The 13,729-nt window shown below is 53.5% G+C and carries 12 protein-coding genes and 2 rRNA genes (1 of these 14 only partly in view); 6 read left to right on the top strand and 8 right to left on the bottom strand.

Annotated elements, in window-relative coordinates; all coding sequences use genetic code 11:
* The first annotated feature begins 9 nt into the window (after nt 1–9).
* From L1F30_RS14230 to L1F30_RS14245, 4 genes are read left to right on the top strand one after another with little or no spacing between them, the layout of a single operon-like run.
* Nucleotides 10–1,059 (top strand): phosphotransferase family protein, encoded by a 1,050-nt coding sequence (locus tag L1F30_RS14230; protein ID WP_253357063.1) that lies wholly within the window; start codon nt 10–12, stop codon nt 1,057–1,059.
* A gap of 36 nt (nt 1,060–1,095) precedes the next feature.
* Nucleotides 1,096–2,070 (top strand): NADPH:quinone oxidoreductase family protein, encoded by a 975-nt coding sequence (locus L1F30_RS14235; protein ID WP_253357065.1) that lies wholly within the window; start codon nt 1,096–1,098, stop codon nt 2,068–2,070.
* Nucleotides 2,071–2,105: 35 nt separating this feature from the next.
* Nucleotides 2,106–2,873 (top strand): SDR family oxidoreductase, encoded by a 768-nt coding sequence (locus tag L1F30_RS14240; protein WP_253357067.1) that lies wholly within the window; start codon nt 2,106–2,108, stop codon nt 2,871–2,873.
* Between the two features lie 9 nt (nt 2,874–2,882).
* Entirely contained in the window at nt 2,883–3,665 is a 783-nt protein-coding gene (locus L1F30_RS14245) for an SDR family NAD(P)-dependent oxidoreductase (protein WP_253357069.1), read from the top strand.
* A gap of 95 nt (nt 3,666–3,760) precedes the next feature.
* On the opposite strand, the gene L1F30_RS14250 is transcribed toward L1F30_RS14245, so the two are convergent.
* Entirely contained in the window at nt 3,761–5,107 is a 1,347-nt protein-coding gene (locus L1F30_RS14250) for an MATE family efflux transporter (protein WP_253357071.1), read from the bottom strand.
* A 130-nt stretch (nt 5,108–5,237) separates the two neighbouring features.
* Here L1F30_RS14250 and L1F30_RS14255 point away from each other — a divergent pair, with 130 nt between their 5' ends.
* Both L1F30_RS14255 and L1F30_RS14260 read left to right on the top strand, forming a co-directional pair.
* Complete coding sequence (locus L1F30_RS14255) at nt 5,238–6,551, top strand: ATP-binding protein (protein WP_253357073.1); 1,314 nt, start codon at nt 5,238–5,240, stop codon at nt 6,549–6,551.
* Entirely contained in the window at nt 6,548–7,072 is a 525-nt protein-coding gene (locus tag L1F30_RS14260) for a response regulator transcription factor (RefSeq protein ID WP_253357075.1), read from the top strand. Before L1F30_RS14255 ends, L1F30_RS14260 begins: the two co-directional genes overlap by 4 nt.
* Before the next feature lie 8 nt (nt 7,073–7,080).
* Here the strand turns inward: L1F30_RS14260 and rimI are convergent, their stop codons facing one another.
* The 7 genes from rimI to L1F30_RS14295 all read right to left on the bottom strand — a co-directional run.
* Nucleotides 7,081–7,533 (bottom strand): ribosomal protein S18-alanine N-acetyltransferase, encoded by a 453-nt coding sequence (gene rimI / locus L1F30_RS14265; RefSeq protein ID WP_253357077.1) that lies wholly within the window; start codon nt 7,531–7,533, stop codon nt 7,081–7,083.
* Nucleotides 7,534–7,573: 40 nt separating this feature from the next.
* Nucleotides 7,574–8,374, bottom strand: a complete 801-nt coding sequence (locus L1F30_RS14270) for a hypothetical protein (protein ID WP_253357079.1) — start codon at nt 8,372–8,374, stop codon at nt 7,574–7,576.
* Between the two features lie 11 nt (nt 8,375–8,385).
* The gene (locus tag L1F30_RS14275) at nt 8,386–9,930 is read right to left on the bottom strand and encodes a 2-isopropylmalate synthase (RefSeq protein WP_253357081.1); all 1,545 of its coding nucleotides are present in this window, start codon (nt 9,928–9,930) and stop codon (nt 8,386–8,388) included.
* Between the two features lie 280 nt (nt 9,931–10,210).
* Nucleotides 10,211–10,654 carry a MarR family winged helix-turn-helix transcriptional regulator gene (locus L1F30_RS14280; protein WP_305879910.1) on the bottom strand — a complete coding sequence of 148 codons (444 nt, stop codon included), beginning with the start codon at nt 10,652–10,654 and terminating at the stop codon, nt 10,211–10,213.
* Nucleotides 10,647–11,135: a glutathione peroxidase gene (locus L1F30_RS14285; RefSeq protein ID WP_253357083.1), complete on the bottom strand. Its 489-nt coding sequence runs from the start codon at nt 11,133–11,135 to the stop codon at nt 10,647–10,649. The genes L1F30_RS14280 and L1F30_RS14285 overlap by 8 nt, the downstream gene beginning before the upstream one ends.
* 824 nt (nt 11,136–11,959) lie before the next feature.
* Nucleotides 11,960–12,075: ribosomal RNA gene (gene rrf / locus L1F30_RS14290) — 5S ribosomal RNA — on the bottom strand.
* A gap of 321 nt (nt 12,076–12,396) precedes the next feature.
* Nucleotides 12,397–13,729 (bottom strand): 23S ribosomal RNA (locus L1F30_RS14295) (it continues 1,553 nt past the right edge of the window).

Genomic DNA, 13,729 nt, shown 5'->3' on the forward strand with positions numbered 1-13,729 from the left:
GGACGCCCTATGAGCCAAACAACATCAGATCCTATTGCCCAGTTGAATTTACCTGAACTAGGCAAATACCTGGCAGCGAATATTGCCGGTTTTAAAGGCCCGATACAGGCCGAGAAATTCAGCGGCGGGCAATCTAACCCCACCTTTAAACTCACCACACCTTCGGGCGTGTATGTGTTGCGCCGTCAACCACCGGGCAAGCTGCTAAAGTCAGCCCACGCAGTAGACAGGGAGTACCGGGTGCTGGCCGCGCTTGCTGAATCTGCGGTGCCGGTGGCGAAGGTATTTCACCTGTGTGAAGACCCAAGCGTGATTGGCTCGATGTTTTATGTCATGGCTTACTGCGACGGCAAGGTTTACTGGGGTGCTGCACTGCCGGAGGCTGCAGACAACAACCAGCGCGCGGCCATGTACGATGAAATGAACCGCGTACTTGCCACGCTGCACAGTGTAAATATCGAGCGCGCGGGGCTTGGCGACTACGGGCGCCCCGGTAACTATTTTGCCCGGCAACTCGAGCGCTGGAGCACCCAGTATGCCGCCAGCGAACTAACGCCCATCCCGCTCATGCACCAGTTAATTGATGCTTTACCCAAAGCCATGCCCGCCGATGATGGCCGCGTGGCGCTGGTGCACGGCGATTACCGGCTAGACAACCTGATGTTCAGCAAAGACAACTCGCGCATTATTGCCGTGCTCGACTGGGAGCTTTCCACCCTCGGTCACCCGCTGGCAGATTTGGCCTACCAGTGCATGCAATTGCGCCTGCCCTACAGCGCCGATCGCACCAGCATGAGCGGCCTGCTGGGTGTTGATGCCAAAGCGCTCGGCATCCCCAGCGAGGCCGATTATGTGGCCCGATACTGTGAACGCACGGGGCTCGACGGCATAGACCACTGGCCGTTTTATGTATCGTTCAGCTTTTTCCGCCTGGCGGCCATCGCCCAAGGTGTCGCCAAGCGTGCAAGCCAGGGCAATGCCAGCAATAAAAAGGCCGCCGCCGTAGGCGCAATGGTTGAACCACTGGCGCAATTTGCCATGCAGTGCCTACAAGAGTAGCGCCGCACTTTTTACTGCAACAACACAAGGATTTACATGAAAGCTATTCGATGCAACAGCTTTGGGCCGCTAGAAAACCTGGCGCTGGAAGACATGCCCGAACCGCAGGCAGGCGCCGGTGAAGCGGTAATTTCTGTAAAGGCCGCTGGGGTAAACTTTCCAGACGGCCTACTGGTACAAGGGCTCTACCAAATGCGCCCCCCCACGCCCTTTACCCCGGGCACTGAGGCCGCCGGTATTATTGAAAGCCTGGGTGAAGGCGTAAGCCATCTAAAGGTGGGCCAGCGCGTATTTTGCTGCTCAATGCTTAATTGCTACGCTGAAAAACTTGTGATCAACGCCCAACAGCTGATTCCGTTGCCTGAGGAAATTCCGTTTACAGAAGCCGCAGGCCTGATTACCGCTCACGCCACCGCCCACCACGCATTAAAGCAGCGGGCCGCACTGCAACCGGGTGAAACGCTTTTGGTAACCGGCGCCGCCGGCGGCACGGGCTTGGCCGCCGTGCAAATTGGCAAAGCCATGGGCGCACGGGTTATTGCCGCCTGCTCCAGTGAGGAAAAACTGGCCACCGCCCGTGCCCACGGCGCAGATGAATGTATCAACTACACCACCCACAACCTTAAAGACACGCTAAAAGCACTAACCGAAGGCCGCGGCGTAGACGTAGTGTACGAATGCGTAGGCGGTGAAACTTTTGATGCCTGTGCGCGTAACATGGCCTGGAACGGGCGGCTTTTGGTGGTGGGTTTTGCAAGCGGGCAGATACCCTCGCTTGCTGCAAATCTGGCCCTTGTTAAAGGCTTCAGCCTGGTTGGGGTTTTTTGGGGCACCTTCACCCAAAAGCAGCCCAAAGATTTCGCCGCCAATATGCAAGAGCTATTAGCTTGGTATTTGGCGGGCAAGGTTAAAGTACAAGTGGATCAAACCTTTCCGCTCGCACAGGTGCAAGAAGCGCTCAAAAAGGTTATGGAGCGCAAAGTCATTGGCAAAGTTATCCTCACACCCTGAAATATAAAAACAAATTAAAAACTAGCGAGAAAACTATGAATAAGAACCTATTTGATTTAACGGGCAAAACCGCGCTGGTGAGTGGTGCCAGCCGGGGCATTGGTGAGGCCATAGCCAAAACCCTGGCAGCCTACGGCGCCCATGTAATTGTTTCCAGCCGCAAGGTAGAAGATTGTCAAAAAGTCGCAGACGCAATTGTTGCCGAAGGCGGCCGCGCTGAAGCCTGGGCCTGCCATGTAGGCAATATGGAAAGCATTCAGGCAACCTTTGATTTCTTGCGTGAAAAACATCAAGGCAAGCTGGATATTTTGGTAAACAACGGGGCCGCTAACCCCTACTTCGGCCACATTCTCGATACCGATTTAGGCGCTTTTCAAAAAACCGTTGACGTAAATATTCGCGGTTACTTTTTTATGTCTGTTGAAGCAGGCAAACTCATGAGAGCCAACGGCGGTGGCACCATTGTAAATACAGCATCGGTTAATGCCCTGCACCCTGGCCCCATGCAGGGCATTTATTCAATCACCAAAGCCGCGGTAGTGAATATGACCCAAGCCTTCGCTGCAGAGTGTGCCGAGCACAACATCCGCTGCAATGCATTGCTGCCGGGCTTTACCAAAACCAAATTTGCCGGTGCACTCTTTACCAACGACGGTATTTACCAGCAGGCCATTGCCCGCATTCCCATGAAACGCCACGCCGAGCCTGATGAAATGACCGGCGCCGTGCTTTATTTGGTATCAGATGCCAGCAGCTACACCACCGGCCAATGCATAGTGGTAGACGGCGGCATGAACGCCTAAGGAGCAACAATGGACAAGCTACTGGATTTTACTGACAAAACCATCATCATCACGGGCGCCGCCCAAGGCTTTGGCGCCTTGCTCGCAAAGGAGCTGGCAGCACGCGGAGCAAACCTGGTGCTGGGCGATATTAAAACCGAACCCCTGCAGGCCTTGGCCGGCGAACTTAAAGCACTCGGTACCAAAGTTATTGCACAGGCCTGTGATGTTGGCAATGAAACACACTGTAAAGCCATGGTAACTGCCGCCCTAGACACCTTCGGCCAACTGGACATTGCCGTTAATAATGCCGGCATCGCCCACCCATTGGGGCCCATTGAAACGCTTAGCAACGAGGCCTTTGATAAACAGTGGCAAGTGAACGTGATGGGCGTTCAATTCGGGTTACGCCATCAAATTGCCGCCATGCGCAAACAAAAAAGTGGGGTAATTTTAAACGTTGCGTCTATGGCGGGCTTGGGTGCTGCACCTTTGGGCGGTGCATACAGTGCCGCCAAACACGCGGTGGTTGGCCTAACTAAAACAGCCGCCTATGAAGTGGCCGCAGACAATATTCGCATCAACGCGATTTGCCCGTTTTTTACCGCAACGCCCATGGTGACAGAGTCCGACATGGTTTCCATGGCCGGGGGGCTTGAAAAGGCCAAAGCAACATTGGCACGCGGCGCGCCCATGCGACGCATCGCCGAACCCATTGAAGTGGTAAACGCCATGTTACTGCTACTTTCGCCCGGCAATACCTTCATGACAGGCCAAGCCATTGCCGTTGATGGCGGCCTATCGTCTATGTAGGCAGGCATTAAAAAGCCAGTGTAAATACACTGGCTTTGTTTCGAGTATTCACCCTTACCGGCCCTAAGTTGGCAAGCAGTAGAATACTGCAGGCGTTATGCGGCAATGCGCGCAAAGCGCCTTTTAAGCCACCCCCAGGCCACTAGCCCCACCAAAATATTACAGAGCCCGGTTGCCACAAACAGCCCCGTAAGCCCCCACTGCCACTGCATTAACCAAGCGAGCGGCAAGTAAAAGCCCAGCACCCGCAAAAATGAAATCGCAACACCTGGCATCGGCTGGCCCACGCCGTTAAAAGCGGCATTAACAGACATCACCAATCCATATGCGCCGTAACTCAACGGCACAATCAAAAGGTAGCTTTTAGCCACAGCAACCACTTCATCGGTATCTGTAAACAGGCGAATCACAGGCTCACTTATGCCCCACAGCAGCAGCGCCAATACCAAGCCAAAGCCCAAGCAGAAGCGCGTAACCACCGCCAGGGTTTCATCCAAGCGCTGGTATTTTTCAGCACCCAGGTTTTGCCCGCAAAAAGGGCCAACCACGCCGGAAAGCGCATAAAAAACAATGAGTGCTATGGGCTCAATACGCATAGCAATGCCAAGCCCTGCAACAGCCACAGTGCCATAGGATGCAACCAGATAAACCACCACACCACTGGCCAGCGGAATAATGATGTTGTTGATCATGGCCGGTACGCCCACGTGCAAAATTGCCCGCCAGCTAACCCAAACCTCTTTTAAACGCGCAAAAGGGTTAACCAGCATGTGCAAGCGGTTGTGCAAAATATAAATTACCGCCAGCAAACTCAGTGCGCGGGTAATCAGCGTCGCCAAGGCCGCACCTTGCAACTCCAGGCGAGGAAAACCAAATAAACCAAAAATAAGCAGCGGATCCAACACCAGGTTCAACAGCGCCGCGGCCATCATCAGCGTACCTTGAATGCGGGCAAGGCCCATGGCACGCAATGAGGCCAACCCCACCATTGGCACCATCAAGCAGGGCGCGCTGAAATACCACACCCACATGTAGTCGTGAATTAACGGCAACAACTGCGGCTCTGCACCGAGTAGCGTAAACAGCGGATTAATAGTAAACAAACCCACACCGCACATAAGCACACTGATAATAAAGGTGAGGGTCATGGCATCGGTAGACATGCGCTGTGCCAGGTGGTGATTGTTTGCACCAATGGCGCGGGCCACCGCCGATGAAGTGCCAGCGCCCAGCCCGATAGCAATACTGGTAAGCACCATTACCACCGGGAAGGTGAAACTCATGGCTGCCAGCGGCTCGTGCCCAAGCTGGGCTACAAACAAGGTGTCTACTGCATTGAACGACATGGTAGCCAACAGGCCCCAGACCATGGGCATCGCCATGTCGCGCAGGTGGGCGCCAACCGGGCCGACAGTGAGCTGGGGTGCCTTGGTCGCGTTCATAAAAAATAGAGGGCCTGCAACTTGGAATTTGCACAGGAGTATACACCAGCCACCTCTGCTCTTGGCCCCGCCTATGCGGCCAATTGTCGCAGGTGACGCACCGTTGGTGGCAAGGCCGTATAATGCACCCATGAACCATCACAATAATGATCTTCAGCCTACCAACAGCATTCGGCACAACCTTAATACATTGGTTGTGCTGCGCTGGTGGCTACTTGGCGTATTGAGCCTCAGCACACTGCTGGCATACCAACTATTGCACCTGAGCCTGAACTACACGGTGCTTGCGCAAATTATTGTGGGCTTTGCCCTGCTAAACGGGCTTACCCATTGGCGGCTGCGTAAAAGCCACCCAGTTACCCTTGCTGAATTAATGGCCCAACTGTGCGTTGATATTGTTGGCATTAGCCTGCTGCTTTATTTTACTGGTGGCGCAACTAATCCGTTTGTTTCCTATTTGTTAATTCCCATCTGTATTGGCGCCATGACGTTGCCGCGCCTGCTTACCGCAGCCACGGCAGCCTTGGCAATCCTCAGCTATTGGTGGCTACTTGGCCAATATATTCCTGTAGATAGCCTTGCTCCGCATCACCATCACGGCCAGGGTAACTCCTTGCATATTTACGGCATGTGGTTAAATTTCATATTAAGCGCAGTGATTATTTCGGCGTTTGTGAGCCGCATTGCCTACCAACTGCGACTACAACAGCAACTGCTTCAAGCCCAACGCGAACAAGTACTGCACGCCGAGCAGCTCACCACTATCGCCACCCTCACTGCAGGCACCGCACACGAGTTGAGCACCCCCCTGGGCTCCATAAAAATAGCCATTGACGAGCTACAACAGGCAGAACTGCCCGAAGATTTACAACCCGAAGTAGCCACAATCGCCCAGCAAATTAATTTATGCCAAGCCACGCTCGCACGGCTGCGCGAAACAGCCGGATCAACCGAGCGGCTTGCACCCAAACCTTATAATGCGCAGCGCTGGCTGCATGAAACACTGGCTCAATGGGCCCTGATTAACCCGAGGGCGCAACTGCAATCAGACATTACTGCGGTAGACTCCCAAGTACAGCTATACCAAGACCCTACCCTCGCCCAATCTCTGATTAACCTGCTAAGTAACGCGGCACAGCACAGCCAAAGCCATGTGGGGCTATACGCTAAGTCCGATAGTGAGCGCCAGTGCTTGCAGATAGATATCCAGGATGATGGCCCCGCACTTGATGACACAGTGCGGGCACGCTGGGGCCAACCCTTCAATAGCGCACGCAACGGAGGGCTGGGGCTTGGGGTGTTTCTGTCGAACAGTACAATTGAGCGCCACGGCGGAAAATTGCAGCTTATAGACACAGAGCAAGGCAAGATAACACGCATTATTTTGTTGCTGGTCAATACACCTGGCGACAACCCCAAACAGTTAAGTCCGAAGACTGCATGAACGAAATCGATTTCCTAATACTTGATGACGATCCCGTATTTTGCCAAACGCTGGCGCGCGCGCTGCAACGGCGACATTTCACGTGCCTGCAATGCCACACTATTGCAGCCATGACCGAGCAGCTCACCCGCCACCGGGTAAACAGGGCAGTGATTGATTTAAAAATTGGTGAAGACAACGGGTTGCAGGCCATCCGCACGCTCATTGGTTTACAACCCGAGTGTGAAATTCTAATGCTTACGGGCTTTGCCAGTATCGCCACGGCAATCGACGCCATAAAAGCAGGCGCGCTCAATTATTTACCGAAACCCGCCAGTGCCGATGAAATTTTAAAGGCCTTCGATAGCAATCACACACCCGACATTCCACAGCAACCGCCCTCGGTAAACCGCCTTGAGTGGGAGCACATTCAGCGCGTACTGCAAGAAAACGGTGGAAATATTTCGGCAACCGCGCGCGCACTCAACATGCACAGGCGTACGCTGCAACGTAAGTTGGCCAAGCGGCCGGTACAGCAATAGCATGAGCGCTAGCGTAAATACCTTGCCATAATCAACGCGTGCTCTTTTCCATTTACTGTGGGGTAATAATTTGGCCTTTCACCCACCTCGATAAATTCATACGCCTGGTATAGCGCTATCGCACGTGAGTTACTTACGCGCACTTCTAAAAATAAAGTTTCTGCCTTTTTTTCAGCCCAGCCCATCAAATCGTCCATCAGCTGTACCGCCAGGCCTTGGCCGCGATGCATAGGGTGCACGGCAATGTCCAACAGCTCGGCATCGCCACCAGCTGCAGACGCCACGTAGAAACCACGTAGCTCTTCACCCACAAACGCCCCCACACACCGGTGATGGCCCGCCAGGCTATCGTCCATGTTTTGCCGCTTCCAAGGGTGCGAATGCGCAATGGTTTCAATATCCATTACGGCGTCCAGGTCTGCAGGAATTAACAACTTGAGTGTTGCAGGCGTGCTGTTCATAGGCTGAAGCCGAAGGGGCAATGGGAATGGGTAAGAGTGGCTAGGAGTGCGTCACTTGGCGCAGAGGCCTAATGGCCGCCCACACGGCGGGTTTAAGTGCGGGGTTTTGCAAAATACTTTCCAGTGAAGGCAGCACAATGGCGGGCACTGTGTCGTCATCACCCAGCGAAAAGCTGCCCTCGCCGACATTCGCACTATCAACGGTCACATCCGGCAGCAACTGCTTGGCTATGGTTTCCCCAAAGCACAAGAGTGTGGTTGCCTGCTCAGGCAGCCTGCGCGCAGAAATGATGGAGCCGAAGTAAGTTAACGCAGGCCCGGCCTGCGCAATAGGCAAGCCCTCTATGGGCCATTTCAGCACTTCCGGGGCATCAGTTTTGTCGCGGGTACGCCCGAGTGCCACCAAAATATTTTTCAGCAATAGGTTTACCGGTAACGCCTGCTCGGCATGCCTGTCGGCCATCACTATGAGGCCGGCAAACTGCCATAAAGACACCGCAAAGTGCGCCGCGGCCTCGGCGCGGGCAGCCTTTAACTTTGGTGCAGGCTTGCTGGAGGTTTTAGTGGTGGGCGCAGACAAGGCCCCCATGCTGGCCAGAATTTCATCAGCCGACTTAGCACCTGGCTCTGTTGCTGCCGTCGGCTCACCTTGTACGCCCTGTGGGCGGGTTTGTGCCAAGCTCTGCTCTGCCGGTGGGGCGGGTATCTCAGCCGGGGCATCTGATACCAGCCCGCTCAGATCACACTGCACCGGTATGGGAGCAACCGGCAGCACCAACCTTGGCATGTAGGTATGAATACCCATGGCATCAAGGTAGTGCTGTCTGGCAAGCTCGTGCATTCAGGCCTCGGTTAAACGCCCTCGCGTTGAGGGTGCTCTTTGTGTTTGTCGTCAGCCAGCAAGTTTAACGCATCCACATAGGCTTTAGCAGAGGCAATCACTATATCGATATCTGCACCGGTACCGTTCACGATTTGGCCATTACGCGACAGGCGCACCGTCACCTCGCCCTGGGCCTCGGTGCCCTGAGTTATGGCGTTTACCGAGTAGAGTTTGAGCTCTGTACCACTTTGCGCAATGGATTCAATGGCTTTAAAGGTGGCATCTACCGCACCACTGCCCTCAGCGGCAGACTGCACAGCTTCACCATTTACTTCCAAAGTAATATTTGCATTGGGAACCACACCCGTGCGGCAACACACATCAAGGGCGCTAAAGCGGTAATACTTGGGCGCATCATCACGCGCATCCAGTACCAATGCCTGCAGATCTTCATCGAAGATTTCGTGCTTTTTATCGGCCAACACCTTAAAACGGCCGAAGGCTTCATCGAAGGCTGCCTGAGATTCAAAGGTAATGCCGAGCGCATCCAAACGGGATTTCACTGCCGCCCGCCCCGAGTGCTTACCCAATACCAGCTTATTGGTATTCCAGCCCACATCTTCTGCCCGCATGATCTCGTAGGTTTCACGGTGCTTTAACACACCGTCTTGGTGAATACCCGATTCATGGGCAAACGCATTGGCGCCCACGATGGCCTTGTTCGGTTGCACGGGGAAGCCGGTAACACTGGCCACCAAGCGCGAGGTGGGCACTATATGAGTGGCATCAATGCGGGTATCTACCCCCATGATGTCTTTACGGGTGCGAATGGCCATCACAATTTCTTCGAGTGATGCATTACCCGCTCGCTCACCCAAGCCATTAATGGTGCACTCCACCTGGCGCGCACCATGGCGCACGGCACTTAAGGAATTGGCGACGGCCAGGCCCAGGTCGTTATGACAATGAGCAGAAAAAATGGCCTTTTCAGCATTGGGTACCGCTGCGATTAAACGGCTAAACATTTCACCAAATTCCTGCGGCTCGCCATAGCCTACGGTGTCTGGCAGGTTAATGGTGGACGCACCTGCGTCAATAACGGCTTCAATGATCCGACACATAAAGTCGAACTCAGAGCGGCTTGCATCTTCCAACGAAAACTCAACATCGGCCACCAGATTTCTGGCCCGCTTTACGGCGTGAACCGCCCGCTCAACCACCTGATCAGGTGTCATTTGAAGCTTGTACTTCATGTGAATAGGCGAGGTGGCGATAAACGTATGAATACGCCCGCTAGCTGCGCCTTTGAGCGCTTCACCGGCGCGATCAATATCGGCATCTACTGCACGCGCCAGGCTGCAGATGGTGGAATCTTTAATGGTATCTGCCACCGCCTTTACGGATTCGAAATCACCGGGGCTTGCGATAGCAAAACCCGCCTCAATCACATCCACCTTGAGCATCTCTAGCATTTTCGCGATACGGATTTTTTCGGCTTTGGTCATAGAGGCGCCGGGGCTTTGCTCGCCGTCGCGTAACGTTGTATCAAAAATGATCAAGCGATCGCTGCTCATGATATTTCCTAATGTTTTGCTTTTAAATGTGGACGAAGTCAGGGGTTAGGCGAGGAACGCCCAAAAGCACTAGCGGCTCAGATGGCGGCTAGTGAGGTGGTAAGTCGGAGGTGTAATGGCAACCGAGACACGAGGTCTACTCCAATGAGGTTTCACCGGATTCTAAGCGCTCACTTGAATTACCGCAAGGCAATTTAGGATATTCAACCTAACCTTTAAACAATAACCCCCTTTATTCGTAAGCAAAACCTACTAATTGCCGCATAACGAGACAAACATCCTAACCAAGCTGTGCCAGCAACTTCGCCAACTGGTCTTTTAACAAGCCTACGTCCAGGTCAGGAGCATCCAGGCGTCCCACGGCATGTTTTAACCAGCCAATTGCAACATGTTGAAGCGCACGGCCTTGCTCGGTTGTAGACACCCAAACCTGACGTTCGTCTGCTTGGCCCCGCTCCCTACTTACCAAGCCCTGTGTGGCGAGCCGTTTCAGTAACGGGGTGAGCGTACCGGAATCAAGCAGCAGCCTTTCGCCTAATTCCCCTACACTCATGGGCCTGGCTGCCTCCCAAAGTACTATCAATACCAGGTATTGCGGGTAGGTTACGCCCATATTCTCGAGTAGCGGGCGATAGGCCTTTATCATGAGCCGGCTTGCCGCATAGAGCTTGAAGCACAGCTGCTGATCCAGCTGAATCAGCAGGGCATCAGAAGAATCAGGCATTTTGTAAAGCCGCTTCGATATCTTTCGCCAACGCCTCGGGTTTATCCTTGGGTGCGTAACGCTTTAACACACGGCCATCTTTGCCCACCAGAAACTTAGTGAAGTTCCACTTAATCGCCTCGGTCCCAAACACCCCGGGGGCTGCGCTTTTCAACCATGAAAACAGCGGGTGCGCGTCATCACCGTTTACATCAACTTTTTCGTACAGCGGGAAAGTTACGCCATAGTTAAGTTCACAGAACTCGCTGATTTCCCCACTATCACCAGGCTCCTGCTTGCCAAACTGGTTACATGGGAAACCCAAAACCTCAAAGCCCTGATCCTTGTATTCCTTATAAAGGGCTTCAAGGCCCTGATATTGGGGTGTAAAACCGCACTTGCTGGCAGTATTCACAATCAATACCACCTTGCCTTTCAAGCCCTCAAGGGACTGCTCTTCACCTGCAAGGGAATTCGCTTTAAAACTGTATAGATCCGACATTGTTTATAGCCTCCATAAATGAGGCCTTAATTTATATTGCGCACAATTTTATAGCCAGCAATATTTCTCTATGCACTTTATTAGCTGTACCTATAGAGACGTACCGATATTGCAATATGGCGAATGAACAAATTCCCGGTTGGGAGTTTTCGAGCTGGCACGCCACACAAAAAGTGTGTTGCCGCGATAGGAATTCCAATCGACGTACATGCAGATTGCGCTCATCAACTTTATCCAGACCTGCGACATGAGACTTGAGCCGATGCCGGATTGCCGCATCAGTCGGACTGAGAGCATCGCTCAGCTTAATCTCAGGCAAAGAATAACGCCCTGCAGGACTAATCGGCCAGGAGCCGATTAGCGCAGCGTTAGCTGGCCGAAGGCCGAGCTCGGGGAAGGGCGAGTGATCACCTACAGGGCGTTTAATTTAGAAGCTTGACGACAGGCTGTCGCCGGCCCGACCCAATGCATATGGTCCGACACTTCGGTTTGCGTCGCTGCGCGTGATGCGGCATTCCGACCATGGCTCACCCTACGCTCGCATGGGGGCGAGACGGGACGGCCACCCGGGCGCGTTTAGGTTGCGACCAGCAACCTGCGCTGGCTCGCGCGGCCAGCTATGCTGGTCGCCGGACCGCGGAGCGGCCCCATGACCGCCAAGGATGGCGGGAATGCCGAACATGCAGGAGCATTATTCGGCCAGGTAAAGAGAGGGTGGTGCGGCACTCCGACTTTCCCCAGGTGGGAGTAGGACATTGCCCACCTACATCCCAGACAAAGAAAAACGCCCTGCAGGATAACCTACAGGGCGTTTTAATTTAGAAGCTTGACGATGTCCTACTCTCGCATGGGGAAACCCCACACTACCATCGGCGCTAAGTCGTTTCACTACTGAGTTCGGAATGGGATCAGGTGGTTCCAACTCGCTATGGTCGTCAAGCAAACTGGTTTGGTCTGTGGCTGGTCTTACCTGAGTTATCAGGGCCTCTTCACTGAACCAAATAGGGTGGTAAATGACCTCCAAGGACGCCGTTCAGGACGTACAAGTGTCGCGCTAGGCATGGATGCCGTGAGCGACCGGAGGGAATCAGGGTAATGCAGGAGCTATTACCGTGATCAAGTTGTAATCTTTGCTGGATGAACGGTGGTCAACACACGTGTTCAACTTCATTTGCTTTGCCTTTCGGCTGTTACGTATTTCTTCAGATCGTTGGCCAATCAAACAGACTTTCGTGTCAGTCAACACAATCGTTTCTGTTATATGGTCAAGCCTCACGAGCAATTAGTACGGGTTAGCTCAATGCCTCGCAGCACTTCCACATCCCGCCTATCAACGTCGTAGTCTTCAACGGCTCTTTAGGAGACTTAAAGTCTCAGGGAGAACTTATCTTGAAGGAGGCTTCCCGCTTAGATGCTTTCAGCGGTTATCCCGTCCGAACGTAGCTACCCGGCAATGCCATTGGCATGACAACCGGAACACCAGAGGTTCGTCCACTCCGGTCCTCTCGTACTAGGAGCAGCTCTTCTCAATTCTCCAACGCCCACGGCAGATAGGGACCGAACTGTCTCACGACGTTCTAAACCCAGCTCGCGTACCACTTTAAATGGCGAACAGCCATACCCTTGGGACCGGCTTCAGCCCCAGGATGTGATGAGCCGACATCGAGGTGCCAAACACCGCCGTCGATGTGAACTCTTGGGCGGTATCAGCCTGTTATCCCCGGAGTACCTTTTATCCGTTGAGCGATGGCCCTTCCATACAGAACCACCGGATCACTATGACCTACTTTCGTACCTGCTCGACGTGTCAGTCTCGCAGTCAAGCTGGCTTGTGCCATTACACTAACCTCCTGATTTCCGACCAGGATTAGCCAACCTTCGTGCTCCTCCGTTACTCTTTGGGAGGAGACCGCCCCAGTCAAACTGCCCACCATGCACTGTCCGCAACCCGGATAACGGGCCGACGTTAGAACCTCAAACATACCAGGGTGGTATTTCAAGGACGGCTCCACCACAACTAGCGTCATGGTTTCAAAGCCTCCCACCTATCCTACACAAATAGGTTCAAAGTTCAGTGCAAAGCTACAGTAAAGGTTCACGGGGTCTTTCCGTCTAGCCGCGGGTACACTGCATCTTAACAGCGATTTCAATTTCACTGAGTCTCGGGTGGAGACAGCGCCGCCATCATTACGCCATTCGTGCAGGTCGGAACTTACCCGACAAGGAATTTCGCTACCTTAGGACCGTTATAGTTACGGCCGCCGTTTACCGGGGCTTCGATCAAGAGCTTCGCATAAGCTAACCCCATCAATTAACCTTCCGGCACCGGGCAGGCGTCACACCCTATACGTCCACTTACGTGTTTGCAGAGTGCTGTGTTTTTAATAAACAGTTGCAGCGGCCTGGTTACTTCGACCACCAACAGCTTACGGGGCAAGCCCTTCACCGTCAGTGGTGCACCTTCTCCCGAAGTTACGGTGCTATTTTGCCTAGTTCCTTCACCCGAGTTCTCTCAAGCGCCTTGGTATTCTCTACCTGATCACCTGTGTCGGTTTACAGTACGGTTCTTTGTTACCTGAAGCTTAGAAGCTTTT

Origin of the sequence: Simiduia sp. 21SJ11W-1 (assembly GCF_024138675.1) — a bacterium.
Lineage (GTDB): Bacteria > Pseudomonadota > Gammaproteobacteria > Pseudomonadales > Cellvibrionaceae > Simiduia.

Coding starts and splice junctions, on each gene's coding strand:
- L1F30_RS14230 (WP_253357063.1), top strand. CDS start 10: ATGAGCCAAACAACATCAGATCCTATTGCCCAGTTGAATTTACCTGAA.
- L1F30_RS14235 (WP_253357065.1), top strand. CDS start 1,096: ATGAAAGCTATTCGATGCAACAGCTTTGGGCCGCTAGAAAACCTGGCG.
- L1F30_RS14240 (WP_253357067.1), top strand. CDS start 2,106: ATGAATAAGAACCTATTTGATTTAACGGGCAAAACCGCGCTGGTGAGT.
- L1F30_RS14245 (WP_253357069.1), top strand. CDS start 2,883: ATGGACAAGCTACTGGATTTTACTGACAAAACCATCATCATCACGGGC.
- L1F30_RS14250 (WP_253357071.1), bottom strand. CDS start 5,107: ATGAACGCGACCAAGGCACCCCAGCTCACTGTCGGCCCGGTTGGCGCC.
- L1F30_RS14255 (WP_253357073.1), top strand. CDS start 5,238: ATGAACCATCACAATAATGATCTTCAGCCTACCAACAGCATTCGGCAC.
- L1F30_RS14260 (WP_253357075.1), top strand. CDS start 6,548: ATGAACGAAATCGATTTCCTAATACTTGATGACGATCCCGTATTTTGC.
- rimI (WP_253357077.1), bottom strand. CDS start 7,533: ATGAACAGCACGCCTGCAACACTCAAGTTGTTAATTCCTGCAGACCTG.
- L1F30_RS14270 (WP_253357079.1), bottom strand. CDS start 8,374: ATGCACGAGCTTGCCAGACAGCACTACCTTGATGCCATGGGTATTCAT.
- L1F30_RS14275 (WP_253357081.1), bottom strand. CDS start 9,930: ATGAGCAGCGATCGCTTGATCATTTTTGATACAACGTTACGCGACGGC.
- L1F30_RS14280 (WP_305879910.1), bottom strand. CDS start 10,654: ATGCCTGATTCTTCTGATGCCCTGCTGATTCAGCTGGATCAGCAGCTG.
- L1F30_RS14285 (WP_253357083.1), bottom strand. CDS start 11,135: ATGTCGGATCTATACAGTTTTAAAGCGAATTCCCTTGCAGGTGAAGAG.